General features: G+C 33.9%; 20 protein-coding genes and 1 tRNA gene. 5 read left to right on the top strand and 16 right to left on the bottom strand.

The annotated features are described in order from the left end of the window. Positions 1-286: 286 nt before the first annotated feature. The 3 genes from FcAc13_RS00860 to FcAc13_RS00850 all read right to left on the bottom strand — a co-directional run bounded on the left by FcAc13_RS00860 (position 287) and on the right by FcAc13_RS00850 (position 6553). Positions 287-1072 (bottom strand): TatD family hydrolase, encoded by a 786-nt coding sequence (locus FcAc13_RS00860; RefSeq protein ID WP_187754318.1) that lies wholly within the window; start codon positions 1070-1072, stop codon positions 287-289. After that, complete coding sequence (recC, locus tag FcAc13_RS00855) at positions 1069-4386, bottom strand: exodeoxyribonuclease V subunit gamma (RefSeq protein WP_187754317.1); 3318 nt, start codon at positions 4384-4386, stop codon at positions 1069-1071. The genes FcAc13_RS00860 and recC overlap by 4 nt, the downstream gene beginning before the upstream one ends. A 196-nt stretch (positions 4387-4582) precedes the next feature. Continuing rightward, positions 4583-6553, bottom strand: a complete 1971-nt coding sequence (locus FcAc13_RS00850; RefSeq protein WP_187754316.1) for a TonB-dependent receptor domain-containing protein — start codon at positions 6551-6553, stop codon at positions 4583-4585. A gap of 168 nt (positions 6554-6721) precedes the next feature. Here FcAc13_RS00850 and FcAc13_RS00845 point away from each other — a divergent pair, with 168 nt between their 5' ends. Further along, positions 6722-7645: a siderophore ABC transporter substrate-binding protein gene (locus tag FcAc13_RS00845; RefSeq protein WP_187754315.1), complete on the top strand. Its 924-nt coding sequence runs from the start codon at positions 6722-6724 to the stop codon at positions 7643-7645. Positions 7646-8325: 680 nt separating this feature from the next. Here FcAc13_RS00845 and fabF read toward each other — a convergent pair. The 9 genes from fabF to mrcB all read right to left on the bottom strand — a co-directional run bounded on the left by fabF (position 8326) and on the right by mrcB (position 17082). Then, the gene (fabF, locus tag FcAc13_RS00840) at positions 8326-9570 is read right to left on the bottom strand and encodes a beta-ketoacyl-ACP synthase II (RefSeq protein ID WP_187754314.1); all 1245 of its coding nucleotides are present in this window, start codon (positions 9568-9570) and stop codon (positions 8326-8328) included. 144 nt (positions 9571-9714) lie between these two features. Next, complete coding sequence (gene acpP / locus FcAc13_RS00835; RefSeq protein WP_065561838.1) at positions 9715-9948, bottom strand: acyl carrier protein; 234 nt, start codon at positions 9946-9948, stop codon at positions 9715-9717. A 150-nt stretch (positions 9949-10098) separates the two neighbouring features. After that, on the bottom strand, positions 10099-10833 hold the full coding sequence (gene fabG, locus FcAc13_RS00830; protein ID WP_187754313.1) for a 3-oxoacyl-ACP reductase FabG: 735 nt from the start codon (positions 10831-10833) through the stop codon (positions 10099-10101). 20 nt (positions 10834-10853) lie between these two features. After that, the gene (gene fabD, locus FcAc13_RS00825) at positions 10854-11789 is read right to left on the bottom strand and encodes an ACP S-malonyltransferase (protein ID WP_187754312.1); all 936 of its coding nucleotides are present in this window, start codon (positions 11787-11789) and stop codon (positions 10854-10856) included. Positions 11790-11838: 49 nt separating this feature from the next. Continuing rightward, positions 11839-12792, bottom strand: a complete 954-nt coding sequence (locus tag FcAc13_RS00820) for a beta-ketoacyl-ACP synthase III (RefSeq protein WP_187754311.1) — start codon at positions 12790-12792, stop codon at positions 11839-11841. Further along, on the bottom strand, positions 12774-13814 hold the full coding sequence (gene plsX, locus FcAc13_RS00815) for a phosphate acyltransferase PlsX (RefSeq protein ID WP_187754310.1): 1041 nt from the start codon (positions 13812-13814) through the stop codon (positions 12774-12776). The genes FcAc13_RS00820 and plsX overlap by 19 nt, the downstream gene beginning before the upstream one ends. A gap of 24 nt (positions 13815-13838) precedes the next feature. After that, a complete protein-coding gene (gene rpmF / locus FcAc13_RS00810; protein WP_039103400.1) occupies positions 13839-14006 on the bottom strand; it encodes a 50S ribosomal protein L32 in 168 nt (55 codons plus the stop codon). Positions 14007-14022: 16 nt separating this feature from the next. Beyond that, a complete protein-coding gene (gene yceD / locus FcAc13_RS00805) occupies positions 14023-14544 on the bottom strand; it encodes a 23S rRNA accumulation protein YceD (RefSeq protein WP_187754309.1) in 522 nt (173 codons plus the stop codon). Between the two features lie 180 nt (positions 14545-14724). Continuing rightward, positions 14725-17082: a bifunctional glycosyl transferase/transpeptidase gene (gene mrcB / locus FcAc13_RS00800; protein ID WP_187754308.1), complete on the bottom strand. Its 2358-nt coding sequence runs from the start codon at positions 17080-17082 to the stop codon at positions 14725-14727. Between the two features lie 96 nt (positions 17083-17178). Between mrcB and sfsA the strand changes: the two genes are divergently transcribed. Then, positions 17179-17892, top strand: a complete 714-nt coding sequence (gene sfsA, locus FcAc13_RS00795) for a DNA/RNA nuclease SfsA (RefSeq protein WP_187754307.1) — start codon at positions 17179-17181, stop codon at positions 17890-17892. Positions 17893-18056: 164 nt separating this feature from the next. Here sfsA and mepM read toward each other — a convergent pair whose 3' ends face one another. Further along, entirely contained in the window at positions 18057-19445 is a 1389-nt protein-coding gene (mepM, locus tag FcAc13_RS00790) for a murein DD-endopeptidase MepM (RefSeq protein WP_220679401.1), read from the bottom strand. 34 nt (positions 19446-19479) lie between these two features. Continuing rightward, entirely contained in the window at positions 19480-20352 is an 873-nt protein-coding gene (znuA, locus tag FcAc13_RS00785) for a zinc ABC transporter substrate-binding protein ZnuA (RefSeq protein WP_187754306.1), read from the bottom strand. Between the two features lie 129 nt (positions 20353-20481). On the opposite strand from znuA, the gene znuC reads away from it, so the two are divergent. The 3 genes from znuC to FcAc13_RS00770 all read left to right on the top strand — a co-directional run bounded on the left by znuC (position 20482) and on the right by FcAc13_RS00770 (position 23720). Beyond that, complete coding sequence (gene znuC / locus FcAc13_RS00780) at positions 20482-21243, top strand: zinc ABC transporter ATP-binding protein ZnuC (protein WP_187754305.1); 762 nt, start codon at positions 20482-20484, stop codon at positions 21241-21243. Beyond that, on the top strand, positions 21236-22036 hold the full coding sequence (znuB, locus tag FcAc13_RS00775; protein WP_187754304.1) for a zinc ABC transporter permease subunit ZnuB: 801 nt from the start codon (positions 21236-21238) through the stop codon (positions 22034-22036). Before znuC ends, znuB begins: the two co-directional genes overlap by 8 nt. A 160-nt stretch (positions 22037-22196) precedes the next feature. Then, positions 22197-23720 carry a YifB family Mg chelatase-like AAA ATPase gene (locus FcAc13_RS00770; protein WP_187754303.1) on the top strand — a complete coding sequence of 508 codons (1524 nt, stop codon included), beginning with the start codon at positions 22197-22199 and terminating at the stop codon, positions 23718-23720. Between the two features lies 1 nt (position 23721). On the opposite strand, the gene FcAc13_RS00765 is transcribed toward FcAc13_RS00770, so the two are convergent. Together FcAc13_RS00765 and FcAc13_RS00760 are read right to left on the bottom strand one after the other, a co-directional pair. Beyond that, positions 23722-24060, bottom strand: a complete 339-nt coding sequence (locus FcAc13_RS00765; RefSeq protein ID WP_187754302.1) for a MaoP family protein — start codon at positions 24058-24060, stop codon at positions 23722-23724. A 138-nt stretch (positions 24061-24198) separates the two neighbouring features. Next, a tRNA-Trp gene (locus FcAc13_RS00760) sits at positions 24199-24274 on the bottom strand. Between the last annotated feature and the right edge of the window lie 86 nt (positions 24275-24360).

Raw genomic sequence — 24360 nt, 5'->3', positions numbered from 1 at the left:
ATATCCACCTCAAGAGTCATTGTTCTAATAATGTCTTTAACAATATCAAGTTATTTCTCTCATGGGAGAAATAACTTGGTTTGTAAAGCAATGGTACCACAAATAATTTTTGAAATGGTTAAACATAATTTACTTAAAAGCGGTGAATCAACATGAATCAGCTTAATATCAAAATTTAAAATCTGCAATATTTTTGATATTAGTTTTATTTTGTTAATGATATGTCTTTCTTCTGTTATTACTCTATATTGAAAAGCTAACTTTTCTAACATATTGCAATAATAGACTATATGGTATTCATTGTATTAATTCTCGGAAATAGCGTCAACGTATTGGTTAAAATGGTATTTTGAATATGTTCAGCAGATTCACTTCGAAGCGAAACCAAAATATCAAATACTTTTGCCACGTTTTCCGGTCGATTAGGTTGCCCTTGATAACCACTTAATGGCATGTCTGGTGCATCAGTTTCTAATACAATATACTCTAACGGAATTCGGCTAATAGCATTGCGAGTTTTGTTGGCGCGTTGGTAACTAATAATGCCACCTACACCAATATAGAATCCTAAACGAATAAACTGCATAGCCTGCTCATAACTGCCTGAAAAACCATGAATCACCCCCTTATTCGGTAATTTTGCTTGTTTTAATAAAACATATAGTAAAGCATGCGTTTTACGTGAATGTAAAATCATAGGTAAATGATACTGTTTGGCAAATTCAAACTGACGTAATAAATACTGTTGCTGCTGAGCAAGATTGGCATTTGAGATATAATTGTCTAAACCTGTTTCGCCGATCGCAACCAATTTAGGCGGCAAATTTTCCAGCATATGCTCTAATAACACTAAATCTTCCTGATTATGTGGATAAATAGGATGCAACCCTAAAGCATAATAAATAGGTTCATGGTGCTGAGATAATAGTTTTATTGTTGCAAAATTTTGACTTGATACAGCAGGAACAATAATTTTTTCCACTTTAGCTTGTCGAAACTTTTTTATTGAATCGATCATTGCATGAGTAAAAGGTGGTGCATCTAAATGACAATGGGTATCAATGAATATCATGATATATCCTTAACGTGATGTTGAATAATGGGCAATAAATAACGTTCTATTGAGACTATTGCGTTATCAATCAATTCATCATTGAGTTCTGGATATAGGCGATGGTAGTAATCATCATATTCTGCAGTCAAACCAATCCCCCCTTGCCATTTTGCTATAAAATGGTTTTTCGCTTTGGATAGGATAGCCATATCGTCTGTAATAATTTGTTTTTCTGCATCATAAGCAGTTTCAAGCCAATGCCATGAACTTTGTAATGGCATAAATAAAGGTTGATTTAGACCATTTATATAACCATTAACTAAATCACTAAGTAAATTTAAGGCCTTATCAGGTGAAATGGGATCAAAACACCATTGTGATTCATCCCGACCATACATACGGTTATAAAATGGCACATTATTTGCTTGCAAAATACAATAAACCAAGTGTTCAATCCATAGTGACACACCATCTTTTACTGTTAATTTGGCGCTTCGCCATTGTAAAATACCATCTGGTTGTAAATAATTTATTCTGCCGACTAAAGATATCTCATCAATCATTAAATTAATATCTAATGATTTAAATTCCCCCGTTTTTGCTTGCTTAATTCGTTCTATCAATAGTTGCATCAAGGATTTCTGTTCGGCATATAAGAGTTGCCCAAACGCACCATAAGGTAATTGATTACTTAACAACATTTTTTGAAATAATTTATCATCAAGTTGCGTCGTGACATCTTGTTGCAACATAAATTGATTTAAAATTTGATTATTAATATAAAAACGTTGCAAACCATCTAAATTAAAATTTTCAGTATCCGGTAATTGTTCATCATTAGTATTTATCGTATAGCCCAATCTTTTTTTTGTAAACTGTTTAATAGGATGCCGATAAAACTGCTTTAATTCGTCCAATGTAATCGTATTAATTATTTGTTTAGGTAATGGTTGCTGAAACAGAGTTGAAGCGCCCTGACATTTAGCTGCTGGTAACCATTCATCAGCATAACTAATTGTTTTTAAATGGTAACCGTCCGATTTTTGAAAATTATATCGATGAAATGGCATTCGTGTATGTTGTTCAATCAAATGAGCTTGTAACTTATCAACCGCTACTTCTGATGTTGCTAACTGATCACCATCTAAACGATAACCTTGTCGTATATAATGCCATAATTCATCTACTAAAATTGATGGATAACGTGGCTCATTTGTCTGTATATCGTGTCCAATATAACTAATATACAATTTTTTTTCTGCCGATAATAATGCTTCTAAAAAAAGATATCGGTCATCATTCCGTCGACTTCTATCGCCTATTCGAGCGTGACGACTAATCAGATCAAAACCGAAAGGCGAAACAGCCCGTGGATAAGCACCATCATTCATCCCTAAGAGACAGACCACCTTGAATGGTACAGAACGCATGGGCATTAGGGTACAAAAATTTATTTTTCCGACTAAAAACCGATGAGAAAGATAATGATTATCAAATTTAGTTTGCATAAAATTCTTCAGAATAACAATATCAATTGCTTTACCATAATCGGCAATGTTGGCTTGATGAAGAATTTTTTGCCACTGTTCTTTAATCATTAATAATAATGGTTCACTATTAACATCACTTATAAAGAAATCAGCTAATAAATCAGCACATAAATGTAGCCACTGACAACTTGAATGTGATTGAGTCAAAAGATTACGCCATTTAGCAATCATCAAAATAAAATCGGATAAAAACCCGACCAGTTCAGCATTCAAACCTGTCGACTCATCATACGGGAAAATATTTTGCCAACTCTCTAGCTTACTCTCCATCATATAGCCAAGTAACATGCGATTTAATCCCATTAACCAACTATGCGGCTTATCAATAGCTGATTCAAGTCCCCAACGTATACCTGAATCGATAATCCAATTACGTAATTGAACTAAATTTTCTTCATTTAATGAGAATCGTTTAGCAATACTTGGAATTTCTAATATATTAAAGATAAACTCAATCTCTAATCGACTATGTGGTAGCTCTAGTAACAAGAAGAAACCTTGTACAATCGGATCAATATATTTAAGTTTTTGGTCTGCAATAGTATAAGGTAAATAACGATGTTTAGGAGCATTATCAAATACCGCTTGTATATATGGCGCATAATGATCGATATCAGCAACCATTACTACACATTCATTTAAGTGAATATCTGGATGTTGATCTAATATTGCCAATAAATTGTCATATAACACTTCAACTTCCCGTTGTTCACTATGACAAACATGGAATTCAATGGAATGATCATTTTGTTCAATGTATTGTTGTTTTGTTTCTGTAAACGAATCGGAATAATTGAGAACACTTTGCATGTCCAATATTGATTGCTGTACTTTTGATAATAAACAATTGCAATCATAATCTACAAAGGCCTCAATATCATTTTTAGTATTATAATTTTGTAATAATGCTAGATGATCACGCCCTAATTTACCCCAAGAAGCTAACAATGGGTTTGTAGTTTGGATCAGATTATCAATCGTATCATTAGAATTAATATGCTTAGTTAAAAAAGAATGATCAATGATATCGCCCCAATATTGCCGGCAGGGATTCATAAACATAAAATGTACATCGATATGCTGGCTTAAACTATAAAAAAGTTCTAAATATAATGGTGGCAGTGACACAATGCCAAAAACAAAAATACGTTTTGGTAATTTTTCAATAATTAAGCTATTCGATAAATTATTCAACGCCTTTATTACATTGACATGAATTTCAGCTCGGTGAACAAAAGGTATTGCTAAGGATTTTGAATAAGCTACCAGTTCTTGCCATAATGCAGCCTGCCAGTTTTGGGCATGATCTAAACCACTAACCAATTGGCCATTTTCCCAAGTTTTTAACCAATCAACACGATAAACTAGATATTGATCAAATAGCTGAGCAATTGAACTAGCAAGCTGGTAATATTTTTGTTCATCATCAGCAAAATTGAAATAATTTCGTAAGGCTGTAAATTGCGTTTGTTTGATTAATTTCGGTAAAATATCTAATAATGCCCATGTCATAAAATCGGTATTAAAGATATTATCTTTCGGTAAATTAGGATCAAATACCCGATAAATATCCCAAACAAATTGGGTTGGAAAAGGATATTGAATATTGGCAGCGATACCTAGTTTCTCGGCCAATTGAATTTGTAACCACTGCCCCATCCCCTGACTTTGCACTAAAATAATCTCTGGTGCAAATACCCCATCCAAAGGCTGAATAGTAATTAATTGGGAAGTTAACTCTTTTAGAAGATCTAGCTGATTTGAGTGATAAACCGTAAACATAATTAACCAATTGTTAGACAATTAAAAGAAATTATAGAGGATTAACTATCAAATGCCTATACTCGATAACTGAGTTTGACACAACATTAACGTCATGAATCAACGAGTCATGTTTAAATAAAGACGACATAACTTTATGAATAATTAAAAGAGGGGATTTATTCCCCCTCTGAGCTAAACTTATATTGAAAATTTATTAAAAATTAATTTCTGTACCAACCCAATAACGACGTCCCTCTAGGGTTTTACCAAAGTCTTCATTTTTGACTTCTTTATCAAATATATTATAAATACCTGCAAAAATTTTAGCACCCTTATTGACCTGATAAGCTCCTCCTAGATCCCAAAATGTATAACCAGGATAATTAATTTTTGTACCGCTACGATTTGTTGAGCTTTCTACACCATAATAAGCTATCTTCGCCCATAAGTCCCATTGTTCAGTAACATACCAGTCTAATTGCGTGTTAAATTTTTGTTTTGGTGTTCGATTTAATGATCGGCCCTTATATTTACCGGTTTTTTGTTCTGTTTTCGTCCATGTATAACTGGAATTTAATGAAAATTGGTCAAATAAAGGTGTTTTTAGCATAAGCTCAAGCCCTTTTAAATCTGCTTTATCAACATTGACCCATTCTTGAATAAAATCAAAATTGCCTACACCATTAATATTACATTGCTGGCTATTCGTTCTATCATTACAAAGATCATTACTTTGTATTTTATTTTTATATTTGGTATAAAACACCGTGGCAGACGTATTTAATCCATAATCATTACTATAAGCGATACTCATTTCATAATTATCACTTTTTTCTGGTTTTAAATCTGGATTACCTAATATAACGCCATTTCTATAACCACCGCCTGTAGCTTGTCCCCAATCGGTTACAACTTGCCTTAACATTGGTGTGCTATAGCCCGTTGAAAAACCACCCTTTAATGTAAAATTGTCATTAATATCCCAGGCAGTATAAATCCTTGGATTCCAATTACTACCATAATTTTCGTCTTTATTAAATCGTAAACCTAAAGTAAGACTCCAATTGTCTAATAATTGTATTTCATCTTCTGTAAAGAGAGCATAATCCCAACGTTTTATTTTATCTACGTTATTTTCAAGTTTATTACCTTTATCCTGCAGTTCCTGATGACCATATTTACCACCAATAGTTAACGTATTAATGCTAAAAGGAATAATGGCACGAGTATCAACTATTGTATTTTCAATTTTCATATCCCTTTTCGGATTATTATTAGCTTCATATGTTACGAATGATGTGGTTGAAAAATGATCGAAATAACCATTATGGGTTAATGATAATGAATTTCTACGATTATCACGAACATTTGGTCTAGAACGAATTGAACTTGTTTTACCCGGCGTGTTTTTACTATTTTGTAATGATCGACCAAAATCTAAATCAAATTTTTGACTTTCCGTGGCATTTAAAGATAGCTTACCATTAATACTACGCAATTTCTGTTCAGCATGACCACTCACAAATTCATCTTCTGGATGATCAGTATACTGTCCATATAATTGGATACCAAGGATATCTGAAATTATGGGCCCCATCACTGAAAAATCACCAGTATAATAATTACTTGCTTTTGAATTATCCTGAAATGTTGATTCCAAACGTACACTTCCTTGCCATTTATCTGTCACTTTTTTAGTAATGATATTAATTACCCCTCCCATCGCATCGGAACCATAAAGTGAAGACATTGGTCCTTTAACTACCTCAATACGTTCAATTGCTGCTAATGGTGGTAACCAACCTTGTTCAAAACCGGGATTATCACTATTTGGTCTAGTCTCGCGTGTGCTGACTTTTTTACCATCGATAAGAATAAGCGTATATTTTGCATCCATACCACGAATACTAATATCTGACTTATCGCCTCCACCAGAAATATTTACCCCAGGAATATCTTTTATTGCATCAGTAATATCTCGATAGGGTTTATTACTAAGTTCTTTAGATGTGATTACAGAAATACTGGCTGGGGCATCTTTAATTTGTTGTTCAAATCCTGATGCAGTTACAACCATAGTATCCATATCCGTATCTATTGCAGCCATTGATTTTGTAGAAAAGGTGAACAATAAACTTAAATTTATTGAATAAGTAAGTAACTGTAATTTTTTTTTCGAACTCATTTCCTTAACCTTACATTTAGTAATGATAATTATTTGTATTTATAAAATAAATTTAAAAGTTACACTACATGATAATAATTATCAATATATTTTTAAAATTTAAAAGTAGACATCTTGCCACCTTTAAATAATAATAATTATCATTTTCATAATTATCGGAGAAAAAGAATGAACAAGAAAAAAAAATTAATTTTAAGCACTATTGCGGCTGTAATACTAGGTTTAACAGGCTGCCAATCTTCAAATACAATTACAGTTAAAACTAATGAACAAACTGTAGTTGTACCAAAAACACCACACAAAATAGTGGTAATGAATTATGGGGCTTTAGATACCTTAGATGCTTTAGGAAAAGGAGCATTAGTAGTGGGAACTTCACAATCTGTGATTCCTGATTATTTAAAACAATACAAAAATATAAAAGTTACCGATACCGGTAGTATGAAAGACTCGAATATTGAAATAATCAAACAATCAAAACCCGATTTAATTATTATTGATGGTCGTCAGGCAAATAAATATCAAGAATTAAGTAAAATCGCACCAGTATTAAATTTAAGTGTCGATTCTAAAAATTATTGGCAATCTACTGAAGATCATATTCGTTTATTAGGACAAATCACAAATACCAACGATTTAGCGAATGATATCATTCAATCACTAAATAAAAAAATTCAAAATGCACAATCTATAACTCAAGTAAGCAATAAAAAAGCTATAGTGGTTATTCATAATGAAGGTAAAGTTTTTTTAATCAACAATAGTTCAAGCGCAACTTTAATCCATGATGTATTGAAAGTAAAACGAGCAGTACCATTAACAGCTATTAATGTTAATACTAAGGAAAGACCAAAACCAACCTTTATCGATAATCAATATATTGCCGAAAATAAACCAGATATTATTTATGTCGTTGATCGTAGCAAAGCCATTGGTAAGCAAGCTATGGTAAATGACTATTTCGATCAGAAAGTGCTTACAAAAGCGAAAACTAAAGTGGTAAATTTAACATCTGATATTTGGTACTTATCTGGCGGTGGTGCGGAAAGTTTAGATCGCCAAATTGACGAAGTGATTAATGCAATAAAATAATAAATTATTAAAACATAATTTACATTTCCCTAATACCAAAGCTCTTTAAAATTGAGAGCTTTTATTTAATTAAAGGAAACAAATATTAACCATCATAACTACAGATGTTATTTTACCCGCTGACATGATAAATGAGAGGTAAACTGGTACAATCTTATATGTTAAAATACTTTTAATATAGTTTCTTAAGATAGCATTATAATCAGAATATGTCGTCAAAATCATTAACCTTCTGATTAATGATTTCTGAGATAAAGTAATCAATCTGAAGCTTTTTGCCCTCAATTACCACAAATTAATACACTTACTTTATAACGATGATATTGGGATAAATAAGGATTAATATTATTTATAACTAATAATTAGAAAATAATATTAACTTTACATAGAGTTATAGCTTTTTTCTAATTTAAGTGAGCATTTATTTAACAAATTGATTTGCAATGATTCTAACAAAATCATTAAATAAGATTTTAACTACTTTGATTTTAATTGGTTAATAGAGTAAAAAAACGATCAAATAAGTGACAATAGGCTAATGCCGCAAAAAGCAATAAATTACACAGTATTAGAAATAAAGCATCTCTTAACTATTTTTTTATATATTTAAATGATGATATAAAATAATTATATAATAAAAAAGCCACGTTAAAACGCAGCTTTTTATCGAATGGTATGAATTATATTTTCTTAAATAACACCGAACCATTGGTTCCACCAAATCCGAATGAATTACACACAGCGTATTTCATATCTTTCACTTGGCGAGCTATATGAGGTACATAATCAAGATCACACCCCTCATCTGGATTATCTAAATTGATAGTCGGTGGAATTGCTTGATCGCGTAATGCTAATATAGTAAAAATAGATTCGACTGCACCAGCGGCGCCTAATAAATGACCTGTCATCGATTTGGTTGAACTTACCATAACCTTGTGGCTGTTTTCTTTGAAAATAGATTTAACCGCTTGTGTTTCAGCTTTATCACCAGCTGGTGTTGATGTACCATGTGCATTAATATAACCAACTTGTTCAGGAGTAATACCTGCATCACGAATAGCACATTCCATCGCTAATGCCGCACCACTACCATCTTCTGGTGGTGAAGTCATATGATAAGCATCACCGCTCATGCCAAAACCAACTAACTCTGCATATATTTTGGCGCCACGTTTTTTAGCATGCTCATACTCTTCTAAAAATAAGATACCAGCACCATCACCTAATACAAAACCATCCCGATCTTTATCCCAAGGACGGCTAGCTGCTTGAGGATTATCATTGTTAGTCGATAATGCACGGGCTGCACCAAAACCACCAATTCCCAATGGTGTACTTGCTTTCTCGCCACCACCTGCCAACATACCATCGGCATCACCATAAGCAATCATACGCGCGGCATGACCAATATTATGCACACCTGAAGAACAAGCCGTAGCAATAGTAATACTTGGACCTTTTAACCCGTAGATAATGGATAAATGACCAGCAATCATATTAACAATCGTTGATGGTACAAAGAAAGGACTGATTTTACGAGGACCGCCATTAATTAAAGCACTATGATTTTCTTCAATTAAACCTAATCCGCCAATACCTGAACCAATTGCACAACCAATACGCTTAGCATTTTCTTCAGTTATTTCAATTCCGGCATCTTGCATTGCTTGGATACCCGCGGCAATCCCGTATTGAATAAAATAATCCATCTTACGAGCATCTTTACGAGTAATATTATAATCTTCGCCATTGAAATCTTTTACCATAGCGGCGAAACGTGTTGCGAAAGGGGTTGTATCAAAATGTTCAATAAGTCCTACACCACTTTGACCAGCTAACAATGCTTGCCATGCTGATTCAATGGTATTACCTACCGGAGATATTAGCCCCATTCCAGTCACAACAACTCTGCGTTTAGACATGTTGTTTCTCCTGAAAAGGATTAAAATATGATCTGCGCTTATTCATCATAATAAGGCAATTTTTGAAATTAATATCAAGTGAAATTATATGAAAACAAACTGACGATCACCAATATGATCGCCAGTTTAAGGTTCTGACAAACCTTATTGATTTGCAGTAATATAATCAATCGCTGATTGAACAGTAGTGATTTTTTCAGCTTCTTCATCAGGAATTTCAGTATCGAATTCTTCTTCTAAAGCCATAACTAATTCCACTGTATCAAGAGAGTCGGCACCTAGATCTTCAACAAAAGAAGACTCATTTCTTACTTCATCTTCTTTAACACCAAGTTGCTCAACTATAATTTTCTTAACACGCTCTTCAATAGTGCTCATACTCTTTTCTTTCCTATAAATATCGCCAATAATGGCTGAGACTGTAAGTTTATAAAATGTTGAAAAAATTGCAAACAAATTTTCAACCTGATTATTTAATTATTACTCATTTTATCAAAATTGCGGCTTATTCTACACTAAATTTCAAGATTAAACCATATACATTCCACCATTGACATGTAAAGTTTCGCCAGTGATGTAAGATGCTTCATCTGATACTAAAAATGCTACTGCATTAGCAATTTCTTTTGGATCGCCTAAACGATTAGCAGGAACTTGCGATAAAATAGCTGTCCGTTGCTCATCATTTAATGCTCTAGTCATATCAGTTTCGATAAAACCTGGAGCAACAACATTTACCGTAATGCCACGTGAAGCAACTTCACGGGCAAGTGATTTACTAAAACCGATTAGACCCGCTTTTGCCGCAGAATAATTTGCTTGGCCGGCATTTCCCATTGTCCCTACAACAGAGCCAATTGTCACAATTCGCCCATAGCGTTTTTTCATCATCGTACGCATAAGTGCTTTAGATAAACGAAATACTGAAGTTAAATTAGTATCAAGAATATCTTGCCATTCTTCATCTTTCATGCGCATTAAAAGATTATCACGGGTAATTCCTGCATTGTTAACAAGAATATCAATATCGCCAAATTGGGATTTAACGGCTTCAATTACCGATTCTATTGATTTTTCATCAGTCACATTAAGTGCAAAGCCTTTACCGTTTTCACCAAGATACTGACTAATAGCATTCGCTCCGTTTTCAGTTGTTGCTGTACCAATCACAGTTGCGCCGCTTGTTACAAGCCTTTCAGCAATTGCGCGACCTATACCGCGACTAGCACCTGTAACTAAAGCAATTTTTCCTGCTAAATTCATACAAACTCCTCTTATTTTATTTATTTTACACTTTCAAGTGCTAGATTTAATGATGTTGGATCATTAACTGCACTTCCTGAAAGTGTATCGACAATGCGTTTGGTCAAACCTGTTAAAACTTTTCCTGGCCCCATTTCAATTAATAAAGCAGTGCCTTGAGCAGCCATGAATTCAACAGTTTCTGTCCAACGTACTGGACTGTATAATTGGGCGATTAAAGCCTCTTTAATCGCCTGTGCATTTGTTTCCATTTTCACATTCACATTGTTAATAACCGGATAAAGAGGTTCATTAAATGCAATACCTGCTAATGTTTTTGCCAATTTATCGGCAGCAGGTTTCATTAGTATACAATGTGACGGTACGCTCACCGCTAAAGGTAATGCCCGTTTAGCGCCAGCTTCTTTACATAATGCTCCAGCTCGTTCTACAGCTTCTTTATTACCTGCAATAACAACTTGACCTGGCGAATTAAAATTCACAGGTGAAACAACCTGATCTTGTGCAGCTTCTTGACACGCTTTTAGAATGGCTTCATTATTTAAGCCGATGATAGCATACATTGCTCCTGTGCCAGCAGGAACCGCTTCTTGCATTAATTTACCACGCAATTCAACTAATTTGATCGCATCTTTAAAATCAATAACACCTGCACAAACAAGTGCTGAATACTCACCTAAGCTATGTCCAGCCATAAAGTCAGGTTTAGGACCTTGTTTTTGCTGCCATACTCGAAAAATTGCAACGGATGCGGCTAATAAAGCAGGTTGAGTAATCCAAGTTTTACCTAATTCTTCAACAGAGCCTTCCTGTATAAGCTGCCAAAGGTCATATCCTAATACAGACGATGCTTGCGAGAATGTTTCCTGAACAACTGGGTATTCTTTGCTTAACTCCTTAAGCATACCAATTGTTTGTGACCCTTGACCGGGAAATACCATAGCAAATTTAGTCATTAACTTACCCTAATTTTTATTATCAAACGATAATTGCCTATTTATAATTTTAGAATCGAACTAAAATCGATCCCCAAACAAAACCACCACCAAATGCTTCTAATAACAATAATTGTCCACGCTGGATTCGCCCATCTCTTACACCAATATCTAATGCACATGGTACAGATGCCGCTGAAGTATTCCCTTGTTTATCTAGAGTCACAATCACTTTACTGAGATCCATATCTAATCGCTTAGCGGTAGCGGCAATAATGCGTAAGTTAGCTTGATGTGGCACTAACCAATCTAATTCCGATTTACGAATGTTATTTTCTGTTAAAATTTCGTCGACTAAATTGGATAATTCACGAACCGCAACTTTAAATACTTCGTTACCATGCATCACCATGTAAGCAGGATCAGTTAAATTACGGCGATCTACATTTGGATATTTAAGTAAATCGCCATATTTTCCATCTGCATGTAAACGAGAAGCAATAATACCTGGTTCCGCTGAAGCACCAATAACTACAGCACCCGCACCATCACCAAAAATGATAACGGTTCCACGATCTTCGGGATCAACTCCTCGAGTTAACATATCAGAACCTACAACCAATGCATGTTTAACTATACCTGTTTTGACATATTTATCAGCGATATCTAATGCATAAATAAAACCTGAACATGCTGCAGAAACATCAAAAGCAATTAAATCAGTTAATCCCAATTTTGCCTGTAATTCAGTTGCTGAACTTGGGAATGCATTAACTGAACTAGCTGTTGCCACAATAATTAACCCGATTTCACTTTTATCAATTTGCGCCATATCAATCGCTTTGATTGCTGCTTCGTAAGCCATTGAAGTAACTGTTTCATTATCAGCAGCAATGTGTCTTTCTTTAATTCCAGTTCGAGTTGTTATCCATTCGTCACTGGTATCAACCATTTTTTCAAGATCAGCATTAGTTCTGATTTGCTTAGGAAGATAACTTCCCGTTCCTAAAATTTTTGTAAACATTGATTATTTTCACTCTTAGGTAATACAGAAGAAAGGCTTGACGCAATTCTTTCAGGTATATTATTTTCGATAGCTAAAATGGCTTGTTCAATAGCAGCAAGAAACGAATTTTGATTTGCTCCGCCATGACTTTTTATGACAATACTTTGTAATCCGAGCAAACAGGCACCATTATAATGACTGGGATTTAAATGACCAAAATAATTTGCCATCTTTTTTTGTACCCAATGCCCAGCTAATTTAGCGAAAATTGAATTTCCTTTGCTCATTAATTGCGTTGATGATAAAAAGATTTTAATTAATCCTTCTACTGTTTTTAATGTGACATTTCCGACAAATCCATCACAAACTAACACATCAGTTTTACCTGTCAGCAGTTCATCACCCTCTAAATAACCAACAAAATTTATCCGTTCATCTGCTTTTAATATATTAGCGGCAGCTCGGATTCTATCCAAACCTTTAATATCTTCTTTACCAATATTCAATAACGCTACCCGGGGTTTCGTAATATCGGACATTGTACTAGCTAAAATAGATCCCATAATAGCAAATTGAACTAACATTTCACTATTACATTCCGCATTCGCGCCTAAATCTAGAATAACCGTATTCCCTTTTTTGATCGTCGGCAAGGTAGCAACTAAAGCTGGGCGCTCAATACCTGGTATGGAGTAAAGTAATAACTTTGATAATCCCATTAAAGCACCAGTATTACCTGCGCTAACACACGCCTGAGCCTGCTTTAATTTAACTTGCTCTATCGCTACACGCATCGATGATCCCTGACTGTGTCTAATTGCAAACGAAGGTTTCATCTCGTTTGTAATAACGCTTGTTGACTCAACAATCGTTAGACGTGGGTGATTTTCAGATAAAAAGGGACTTATTTCAGATGTATTACCAACTAAAATTATCTTAAGATTTTGATGGTGATCAAGTGCCTTTAAAGCGGCAGGGACAACGATACGAGGACCGAAGTCCCCGCTCATAGCATCTAACGCAATGGTTAGATTATCCAAAATTTCACCTTGATATAAGGAAAACTATTTATTTACAACCTTACGACCGCGATAATAACCGTCAGCGGTTACGTGATGGCGTAAATGAGTTTTCCCCGATTCATCAACTGAAATATTAGCTACTGTTAATGCATCATGTGCACGACGCATACCACGTTTTGCACGAGTTTTACGATTCTGTTGAACGGCCATGGACTTACTCCTCTCTCTAGGGCTTATTTTTCAAACTGGCTAAAATTGCAAACGGATTTGGTTTACCTTCTTCAGTAGGAATCTCACCAAATACCAATTCTGCTTCTGACACTTCGCAGTGTTTACTATCATGCACCGGCGCAATCGGTAGACTCAGAATAATTTCATCTTCTACCAATGCCAAGATATCGACTTCGCCAAACTCATTAAGCATGGCGGGTTCATAATATTCCGGTAGTGCCTCTATTTGAGCATCACTCTTAACAGGGCTAAATTTATTTTCTACGTGAATTCTACTGACAAACGGCTGCTGACAACGTTGACAAATTAAAGTTACTTCAACTTCTGCATCAACTGCAATTACACAAAGTTTCCGTTCATCATAGCCAAACGACAATGAGCAATGAATATCGCTATTCACGTATTCAACTGACTCAGATAAGCGACCAGCATTTTTAGCTAGATATACACCCGTATAATCTAATCTCTTTTGAGCCGCTTTAATCGGGTCAATAGTTAAAGGCAATCTATTTTGCATAAGGCGCGCATCTTACCGTTAAATCCCATTTTCGTCAATGGGGTTTAAGTTAATTTATTGTGATAATTAAATAAGATTAATTTTTAGTTCGGCTATTTTAATCAAAAAATAAGCTTTGTTAAATTAATTTTTGATATTTTTAATTATGCTTTAAATTTATTCAAACATTTTATTATTTGTTTAAAAGTTAAACATTCTTTTCAACCAATTAGGTGCTTGATCTTCAGTTTTTTGGTAATCAGATATTGAATTATCATTACTACATAACCCATTTTTATCACTTGCCCATACCGGTAGCTGCATTACACCAACGCCAGCACATTGCCATCTTCCCTGAGCATCAATATTTATCATTTTAATATTTGCTGGTTGATTTTGATAAAAAGATTGTGGTGGATTGTAATGTAAATATTTCTGGTAGATTTTTAACGCTCCAGCAGAACCAGTTAATTGCATCGGTTTGTGATCATCTAACCCCACCCAAATAACTACAACATTTTTTCCATCAATTCCGACAAACCAACTATCACGTAAATCATTTGTTGTACCCGTTTTTCCCGCTAAATGAGTCGACGGATAATCACTGCTTAGCGCTTTAGCTGTACCTCGTTCTATAACTTGTTGCATTGCATAAGTTGTTAAATAAGCTGCTTGCGCAGAAACTGCCTGAATAATATTAGGATAACTTTGAAAAACCAATTGGTTTTGATTAGAAACAACAGCATTTAAAATAGATAATGACGACTTTTTGCCGGTATTGGTAATCACTTGATAGATTTGTGCAGTTTCTAAAGGAGTGAGTTCTAATGATCCTAAAAATCGCGATGGAACAGCTTTAATTTCAGACTCGGGCACCCCGAGCGAAAGCAAAGTTTTCTTTGTCGCAGATAATCCTACGGACATGCCAAGATTAACAGATGGAACATTGAGTGATTTAGCCAGAGCATCGACTAATAACACTTTATTACGATATTGTTTATCAAAATTATTTGGTTTCCATATAGTATGATTATCTAATTTTATCGTTATCGGTTTATCCTCAAGAATAGTATTGAGTTGGTATTGTTGTGGATGACTTAAGGCAGTTAAATAAGTCGGCGGTTTCGCCAAAGAGCCGATAGGCCGTCTTGCAAATAAGGCGCGATTATATCCTGGATATTGTGGATCTTCACCACCAATTAATCCCCGTATTTCTCCTGTCTGACGGTCAACTATCACAATCGCTGCTTGTAAATATGGATTATTCGTAATTTTTTTTAAACGTGCTATTTCTTCGGTAAGTGCCTGTTCAGCAGCCTGTTGTACTAACGGATCAAAAGTTGTGAAAATTTTCATACCTGATAAATGATTAGCATGTTCACCGAGCTGTTTACGTAAATCTCGCTTTACCAATTGAACAAAAGCGGGATGTGGTGAAATTACGCCACCTTTAGGTAGAATAGATAGGCTGCGACGACATAATAATTGATATAATTCTTCATCAATTATATTTTGCTCTTGAATCAACTTTAGAACAAGATTACGACGCTCTAGCACTCTATCTGGTTTGGACCAAGGATTATAATAGGAAGCACCTTTTACCATTGCAACTAATAGAGCTTGCTGATCCAAGCTTAATTCATTAACGGGTCGACCAAAATAATAAAGACTTGCTAAAGGAAAACCATGAATTTCTTGATCGGCAACCTGACCGAGATAAACCTCATTCAGATAGAGTTCTAGAATCCGTTCCTTACTGTAACGAGAATCTAAAATAATCGCCATATAAGCTTCACGTAATTTTCTCACATAAGAGCGCTCGTTCGTTAAAAAAAGATTTTTAACTAATTGTTGGGTTAAAGTACTTCCACCTTGCAAGGTTCTGCCAGAAATCAAATTAGCATAAATTGCGCGTAATATTGAATAAATACTAATACCATCATGTTGATAAAAACGCTTATCTTCTGTCGCAATTAACGTTTGCACTAATGATTCAGGAAAATCTTTTAATGGCACAAATAAACGTTGTTCATTATTTGAAGACCGTATTAAAGTAATAAGTTTAGGATCAATTTTTAATGAATCGATTTTCCGACCATTATTAAGATTGATGATTTTGATGATATGATTTTGCTTAAAAGTGATTCTGGCATAAAAAGGCTCTTCATCAGCATCGGGAAAGGAAAATGGTCTACGATAAATATCGATGTAATTTGGCTTTACTATAAACTCACCAGGTTTTGTTATGACCGAAACTTGCCGATAATGAGAACTATTTAGCTGAGCGATGATTTCATCCAGACTAAAAACGTCACCTGATTCAAGTATAATAATCCTACCATAAACCGTAGCAGGTAATTGCCAAACATTACCATCGATTTTTTCTTTAATCTGCTGATCTAAATATATACCACTTACAATAATTACAGCGGTAATAACAAGCAATAATTTTAACAATAACCAACCAAAATAGCTTTTTTTACTAGTTTTAGTATTTTTTTTCTTACTTTTTTTAGAACGTTGTTTTGTTTTTTGCTCGGTCTTCGTCTTCTTAGCCAAATATCACCTGTTTTCAATCACTTTTACGCTTAATTCGCACTATAAATATAATTAGGTTTATAATAACATACTTTTTCATATCCAGAGTGAATGTCAATGCTTTTCCCTTCTCAGTTACAATCAGCAACGTTAATTAAGCGCTATAAACGCTTTTTAGCGGATATTCAACTAAATAATGGTGAAATTATCACAATTCATTGTGCCAATACAGGAGCAATGACAGGTTGTGCCAATGAAGGGGATACGGTTTGGTTTTCAACCTCTAACAATTCCAAACGAAAATTACCTAATAGCTGGGAATTAACCTTAACAAGCCAAAATCATTGGATATGTGTAAATACTATTAGAGCGAATCAAATAGTTAAAGAAGCTATTATTAAACATAAAATTCCAAAATTGATAGGTTATAACAATATCAAATCTGAAGTTAAATATGGCTCAGAAAATAGTCGTATCGATTTATTATTATCTGATAACAAACGAAATCAGTGTTATGTTGAAATAAAATCAGTGACATTATTTAACCCAAATAATCAATATGGCTATTTCCCTGATACAATCACAACCAGAGGTCAAAAACACCTTCGGGAATTGATCTCTATCGTGAAAAAAGGAGAACGCGCTGTGGTTTTCTTTCTTGTCATGCATACAGGAATAGAACAGTTTTGCCCTGCATATGATATCGATCCGGCTTATAGCAGTCTTCTTAAACAAGCTTACCAAAATGGCGTTGAAGTTATTTGTTATAAAACGACAATATCGCCGGCAGGAATTTGGATAAAACGGCCACTAGCCATTACCTTTGATTAACTTTTAACACTGTTTATTAAGGATTAAAGTTTATTTGCTAATTTGATTTGATTTGATTTGATTTGATTACAACCAAAATTAAATTTTAATAATTGCATAAGCTAAACTTTTTTATTAAAAAAGGCCAATAAATATTATTGACCTTTTAGCATTGATATCTAATATTAATTACTATTGTGTTCAGATTCAAATGCAAGTTTTGGTTTAATTTTCTTAAACTGCTCCAAGAACGTTTTTTTAGACTTACCGGTTAAACCATCAGAAATAGGTAAATTTGCTGTTAACGGATTTACTGGTTTACCATCAATATGTAATTCAAAATGTAGATGTGGTCCTGTTGAACGCCCTGTGTTGCCAGATAAACCAATTTTATCACCTTTTTTTACTATCTGCCCAGCTTTGACCAGTATTTTATCAAGATGCATATATTTAGTTGTGTATTGTCGACCGTGGCGAATTGCTATGTAATTACCGGCTGAACCACTATATTTAGCAATCATAACTTCCCCTTCGCCTACAGCTAGCACTGGCGTGCCACGCGAAACAGCAAAATCAACACCATTATGAGGCGCTATTTTTTTAGTAACAGGATGTAATCGTCTAGGATTAAATCCTGATGAAATTCTCGCTTGTTTTACCAAAGGATAGCGTAAAAAGTTTTGTGATAAACTTGCGCCATGCATATCATAGTAATGACCATCTTCAGCTAAAACCGCATAATAGTTTTTAGAGCCATTTTGGATTCTTACTGCCAATAATTGACTTTTTTCATGTTTATCACCGAACATCTCTCTAGATAATAAAACTGAAAACTTATCACCTTTTTTTAACCGTCTAAAATCTAATTGCCATTGTAACGCTTTAGTAATATTGGCTATTTCATTACTTGTTAGACCTTGTTTTCTAGCATCTGCTACAAAGGATGTTTCAATCTGACCTTGTGCATTATAAGGCTTCCAAATACCTTCTCGAGTTTCTAAACGCTCAACAAATTTATTATTCACTTTTTCATAAATGCGCATATTATTATTAGAAATAATCCAGCTAAAACTTTTTAAGTTATGCTCATTATCAACAGTCCAACTGATTTGTTGCCCGATTCTTAAATTGGTTAGTTGTTTGAATTGTTTTGTTAGTATATAGACATCATTACGATTGACACCGTATTGAGCCATAATACCAGATAGAGTATCTCCACGACTCACAGTGTATTGAACATTACTATCATCTTGCTCTATTACTTCATCAATTTCATCTTTAATTACTTCATCTTCAGGCTTCGGTTGATCTAAAGATTCCTCAGTATTTTGCTCGTTATTAATACGTTCTTCAAGCCTAACAATTGCTGCATTACCTACTGATGTCGGCAATTGTTGTTTTTCAATCACAGTCGTTTGAACTTGGGGATTTAATGGAATATAACTTGTCCGCTCAGGGTTAAGCGGACGCCATAAATTGAAAAATAATATAAAAATAAAAAAAACAACTAATATTGCAATATAAGGAAATTTAAATTCTTTTTCAACAACATCAGATGGGTCAATCTGCTGCACTCAAGTAACCTTTTTGATTGATTATAATTTTAGCTCATTCTAAACAATTTAATAACTGCTGTGTTATTTTTAACAAAAATTTACAGTATGCATCTTTTGTCATAACAATATCCATCCCCAAGGGATCCAGTTCCCCGACTTTAACATTAGTACCATCTATTAATTTATTAACAATGACCGGACTAAATTGAGGTTCCCTAAAAATACAAACTGCATTCCTGTTTTTTAATTCTTTTTGAATTTCGTAAATCTTCTTTAACCCAGGTTGAATTGAGGGATTGATTGTGAAACTACCTAAATTATTCAAGTTAAATTGAGCTTCAAAATAAGCATAAGAATCATGAAAAACGAAATATCCCTTATTTTGTACGCTATTCAATTTTTTTGCAATATTTTGTTCTGTTTGTTTTAGATTAATTAAAAAATCATGCAAATTTTGTTCAAGAAGAGCTGCTTTTTGGGGATAAATTTTCTGCAATTTATCATGAATGATTTGTGCAGAAATTTCAGCTATTTTAGGTGATAGCCAAATATGATTATCAAATCGCCCATGTTCATGGTGAGCATGATGCTCGTCAGCATGATTCAACTCTCCATGTTTCTCTCCTGATTTGAGGAGAGCTTCAATTGTTGGGTATTCAGTTAACTCAATCGTTTTATTATTGTCAATATCCTTTAAAACACTTGGCATAAATGTTTCCATATCTTCACCAACCCAAATGATCAAGTCAGCCGAATTTAATTTTATCAAGTCAGAAGGTTTTAAAGAATAAGTATGAGGGGATGCTCCATCTGGTAATAAAACGTCTGTCTCTGAGACGCCAGAAGCAATAGCTTCTGTAATAAACCCTAAGGGTTTAATAGAAGTAATAATTTTAGCCTGACAAAAAGAGGTAAAAAATATCATGTTGATTATCAATAAGATGTAAGATTTTTTAATTAATTTTTTGATAAACATATATAATAGATGTACTAAATGAAAATTAATGTTATGTTATAATATAACATTAAATAAGACAAGTGATTTATAAATAAAATGCAACCGTTAGTTTCTATTAAAAATGTATCTATCAGCCTTAATCAACAGAACATTTTAAGCAATATCTCGTTTACGATTGATACAGGTAAAATTATTACAATATTAGGTCCAAATGGTGCTGGTAAATCCACACTCGTAAAGCTTGTATTAGGTCTTCTTAAACCATCTAATGGTTTGATTGTTCGTAAAAAAAATCTTACTATTGGCTATGTGCCGCAAAATTTACAAATTGATAAAACCTTACCTATAACAGTAAAGCGTTTTATGCAACTCAATCCGACTATCAATAGCCACAATATTGAAAAAATGTTACATCGTGTCAACGCATTTGGTTTGATTAATAAAACCATGCAACAATTATCGGGGGGGGAAATGCAACGTGTTTTACTTGCACAAGCTTTAGTTAAAAAGCCAGAACTTTTAATCTTAGATGAACCGACTCAAGGTGTTGATGTAAATGGACAAATCACTTTGTATAATTTGATTGCTAACGCTAAAAATGAATTTAATTGTGCGGTGTTAATGATTTCCCACGATTTACATTTAGTAATGGCAAAGACCGATGAAGTGATTTGTTTAAATAAACATATCTGTTGTTCTGGTACTCCAGCATTAGTCTCAAACGACCCTGAATTCATTGCACTATTTGGCCGTAATGCAGCTAATCAACTTGCCGTTTATAAACATCACCATTTGCATCAAACTAACTATCAGGGGCGCATTATGTTACCAAATTTTGGAGCAAAGAAAAATGTTTGAACTATTACTACCACCTTTGCTTGCTGGAATTATTTTATCATTAATAACCGGACCATTGGGAACATTCGTAGTATGGAGGAAGATGTCGTATTTTGGTGATACCCTCTCCCATGCAGCCTTACTTGGTATAGCATTGAGTTTTTTATTAAATATAAACCCATTTTATGCGGTTATTTTTCTCACCGTAATACTTGCTGTTGGTCTTATTGTACTAGAATTGCAACAAAAATTAGCGATTGATACACTATTGGGAATTTTAGCGCATAGTTCACTATCACTTGGCGTGGTAGTTATCAGCTTATTAAATAATATTCGAGTCGATCTTATGGGATATCTATTTGGTGATTTACTTTCAATCACTCTAAATGATATTTATTATATTCTTTTTGGAACGATTATTGTCAGTATTATATTGTATCTCAATTGGAATCGTTTTTTATTCATAACAGTAAGTGAAGAACTAGCTTTTAGTAATGGTATCAACATTATCAAAACAAAATTTATTCTCACTTTACTATTAGCATTAACGATTGCTTTAGCCATGAAATTTGTTGGCGCATTAATTATCACTTCTTTACTGATTATTCCAGCCGCAACCGCCCGTTGCTATGCAAAATCACCAGAACAAATGGCGATTTTTGCGATTATTATCGGTATTATATCTGTGATAGGTGGTTTAATTATATCTGCATATTATGATAGCCCAACCGGACCTTCTGTCGTTATTACAAATGCATTTATATTTATTTTATCTTTAATGATTTCAAAAATATTTAAACTTAGTAACTCTTAATAAAATTTAATAAATTCCAAAATAAACCGAAAGCATTTGACTAATCTACAGAAAAATAATTATGAAATATATGAAATAAATCGCAAAGAAACGCTAAAAAAATTTATTTGTCTAATATCCAGCTAAATTAATCTTATTTCAATTGATTTAGGATTATTCAATGTCGCTTTTCACAATATATACTCGGGCTTGTATTGGCATTCAAGCCCCTAAAATTGATGTTGAAATACATATCAGTAACGGAATGCCAAGCTTTACTCTAGTTGGATTACCTGAAACATCTGTTAAAGAAGCAAAAGATCGCGTGAGAAGTGCAATTATAAATAGTGGTTTCACTTTTCCTAGTAAAAAAATAACCATTAATCTCTCACCAGCAGATCTACCGAAAGAAGGTAGTCGCTTTGATTTACCGATCGCTGTGGCAATTTTAGCTGCAACATTCCAGATCAAAACGGATCAATTATATCAATATGAATTCCTAGGAGAGCTAGCGTTATCAGGTGAAATAAGAGCGATAAAAGGCGCAATTCCTGCGGCTATTTCTGTTCAAGAACATGATAGAATTCTTATTCTTTCAAAAGAAAATTCGTCAGAAATAGCATTAATAAATCATAGTAATGCATTGGTATGCGAAAATTTGCTCCAGTTATGCCAACATTTCTCTGGTGAAACACCGCTAACGAATGTAACTTATAATATCCCGTTAGATATTCAACAGAATTTAAACGATTTACAAGATATTATAGGACAAGAACATGCCAAACGCGCTTTAGAAATAGCTGCCGCTGGAGGACATAATCTGTTATTAATAGGTCCGCCAGGAACAGGAAAAACAATGTTAGCTACTAGATTAGTTGATTTATTACCACCTCTAAATGATAAAGAATCACTTCAAACAGCAACAATAAACAGTTTAGTTAATCAAATAAATACGAATAAAAATTGGCGTTGTAGACCTTTTAGAGCACCTCATCATAGTGCATCGATAGCTGCACTCGTTGGTGGCGGCTCAATCCCCAAGCCTGGTGAAATTTCTCTAGCGCATAATGGCATTTTATTTTTAGATGAATTACCGGAATTTAGTCGTAAAGTGTTAGATGCATTACGAGAACCTTTAGAATCTGGAGAAATTATTATCTCAAGAGCAAACGCCAAAATTACTTTCCCAGCTAGTATTCAGCTTATTGCTGCGATGAACCCAAGTCCTACAGGACATTATCAAGGTACCCATAATAGAACAACCCCCCAACAAGTAATTCGCTATTTAAATCGTTTATCAGGCCCATTTCTAGATAGATTTGATTTATCCATCGAAGTCCCTCTTTTACCAAAAGGAGCGCTAAGTAAAAACATGAATCGTGGTAATACAACAGCTGAAGTAAAAAAACGAGTCATAATTGCTAGAGAAAAACAAATTAGCAGAGCAAATAAGATTAATAGCAAATTAACAACATATGAGATTAATACTTATTGTGTTCTCACATCTGAGGATAGCGAATTTTTGGAACAGGCTTTAATGAAGTTAGGTTTATCGGCTAGGGCATGGCATAGAATATTAAAAGTTTCAAGAACGATTGCTGATTTAGATGGAAAAATAGCCATAGAACGAAAACATTTAATTGAAGCATTAAGTTATCGTTCTATGGATAAATTATTAATTCAATTACATAAAAATATTGGTTAAATTAATCATCACTATCAATGAAATCATCGGCAATATCTACTTGTGGTTTACCACCTGATAGGGTATGAAATTTTTTTGCTTTATTAATACAATGCAAATATTTTAACCAAACCTTTTCAAACTCATTAGAAGCTTCCTTGCTGCCTCGGCAAACTGATACAAAAGACTTTTCGTCGGCAGTTACCGGTTTTCGAACCTCATTATCTAAATCCTTAAACGCACAGCCATATTTTTCTAAAAGCTGAGATTCTTTAATGGTAAAATCACCATGACGTGAAAAACCTCTTGGATAATTTTTATTATCAAAAAAACGCTGTTGTGAAAGAAAACTTTCTACCATTTTCGACCCTCAATAATTTAAGTTCAATAATATTGTTGTGCGGATTATAATCGAGATGAGTATTCTGTAAATAAAAATTTTAAATGTTATCACATGTAAAACACTAAGTGATTAATAATTATTCAGATATTACTGATATGGCAGGGGCGGAGAGGCTCGAACTCCCAACACCCGGTTTTGGAGACCGGTGCTCTACCAATTGAACTACGCCCCTAAATAGAAATTGGCGGAACGGACGGGGCTCGAACCCGCGACCCCCTGCGTGACAGGCAGGTATTCTAACCAACTGAACTACCGCTC

This window comes from Frischella japonica (assembly GCF_014489845.1).
Classification (GTDB): Bacteria; Pseudomonadota; Gammaproteobacteria; order Enterobacterales; family Orbaceae; genus Frischella; species Frischella japonica.
The sequence above is the reverse complement of the archived record's forward strand: the minus strand, read 5'-3'. Positions and strand labels throughout refer to the sequence as shown.

Excerpts from the sequence above, each read along its gene's own strand:
- FcAc13_RS00860 (WP_187754318.1), bottom strand. The coding sequence starts at position 1,072 with ATGATATTCATTGATACCCATTGTCATTTAGATGCACCACCTTTTACT.
- recC (WP_187754317.1), bottom strand. The coding sequence starts at position 4,386 with ATGTTTACGGTTTATCACTCAAATCAGCTAGATCTTCTAAAAGAGTTA.
- FcAc13_RS00850 (WP_187754316.1), bottom strand. The coding sequence starts at position 6,553 with ATGAGTTCGAAAAAAAAATTACAGTTACTTACTTATTCAATAAATTTA.
- FcAc13_RS00845 (WP_187754315.1), top strand. The coding sequence starts at position 6,722 with ATGAACAAGAAAAAAAAATTAATTTTAAGCACTATTGCGGCTGTAATA.
- fabF (WP_187754314.1), bottom strand. The coding sequence starts at position 9,570 with ATGTCTAAACGCAGAGTTGTTGTGACTGGAATGGGGCTAATATCTCCG.
- acpP (WP_065561838.1), bottom strand. The coding sequence starts at position 9,948 with ATGAGCACTATTGAAGAGCGTGTTAAGAAAATTATAGTTGAGCAACTT.
- fabG (WP_187754313.1), bottom strand. The coding sequence starts at position 10,833 with ATGAATTTAGCAGGAAAAATTGCTTTAGTTACAGGTGCTAGTCGCGGT.
- fabD (WP_187754312.1), bottom strand. The coding sequence starts at position 11,789 with ATGACTAAATTTGCTATGGTATTTCCCGGTCAAGGGTCACAAACAATT.
- FcAc13_RS00820 (WP_187754311.1), bottom strand. The coding sequence starts at position 12,792 with ATGTTTACAAAAATTTTAGGAACGGGAAGTTATCTTCCTAAGCAAATC.
- rpmF (WP_039103400.1), bottom strand. The coding sequence starts at position 14,006 with ATGGCCGTTCAACAGAATCGTAAAACTCGTGCAAAACGTGGTATGCGT.
- yceD (WP_187754309.1), bottom strand. The coding sequence starts at position 14,544 with ATGCAAAATAGATTGCCTTTAACTATTGACCCGATTAAAGCGGCTCAA.
- sfsA (WP_187754307.1), top strand. The coding sequence starts at position 17,179 with ATGCTTTTCCCTTCTCAGTTACAATCAGCAACGTTAATTAAGCGCTAT.
- znuA (WP_187754306.1), bottom strand. The coding sequence starts at position 20,352 with ATGATATTTTTTACCTCTTTTTGTCAGGCTAAAATTATTACTTCTATT.
- znuC (WP_187754305.1), top strand. The coding sequence starts at position 20,482 with ATGCAACCGTTAGTTTCTATTAAAAATGTATCTATCAGCCTTAATCAA.
- znuB (WP_187754304.1), top strand. The coding sequence starts at position 21,236 with ATGTTTGAACTATTACTACCACCTTTGCTTGCTGGAATTATTTTATCA.
- FcAc13_RS00770 (WP_187754303.1), top strand. The coding sequence starts at position 22,197 with ATGTCGCTTTTCACAATATATACTCGGGCTTGTATTGGCATTCAAGCC.
- FcAc13_RS00765 (WP_187754302.1), bottom strand. The coding sequence starts at position 24,060 with ATGGTAGAAAGTTTTCTTTCACAACAGCGTTTTTTTGATAATAAAAAT.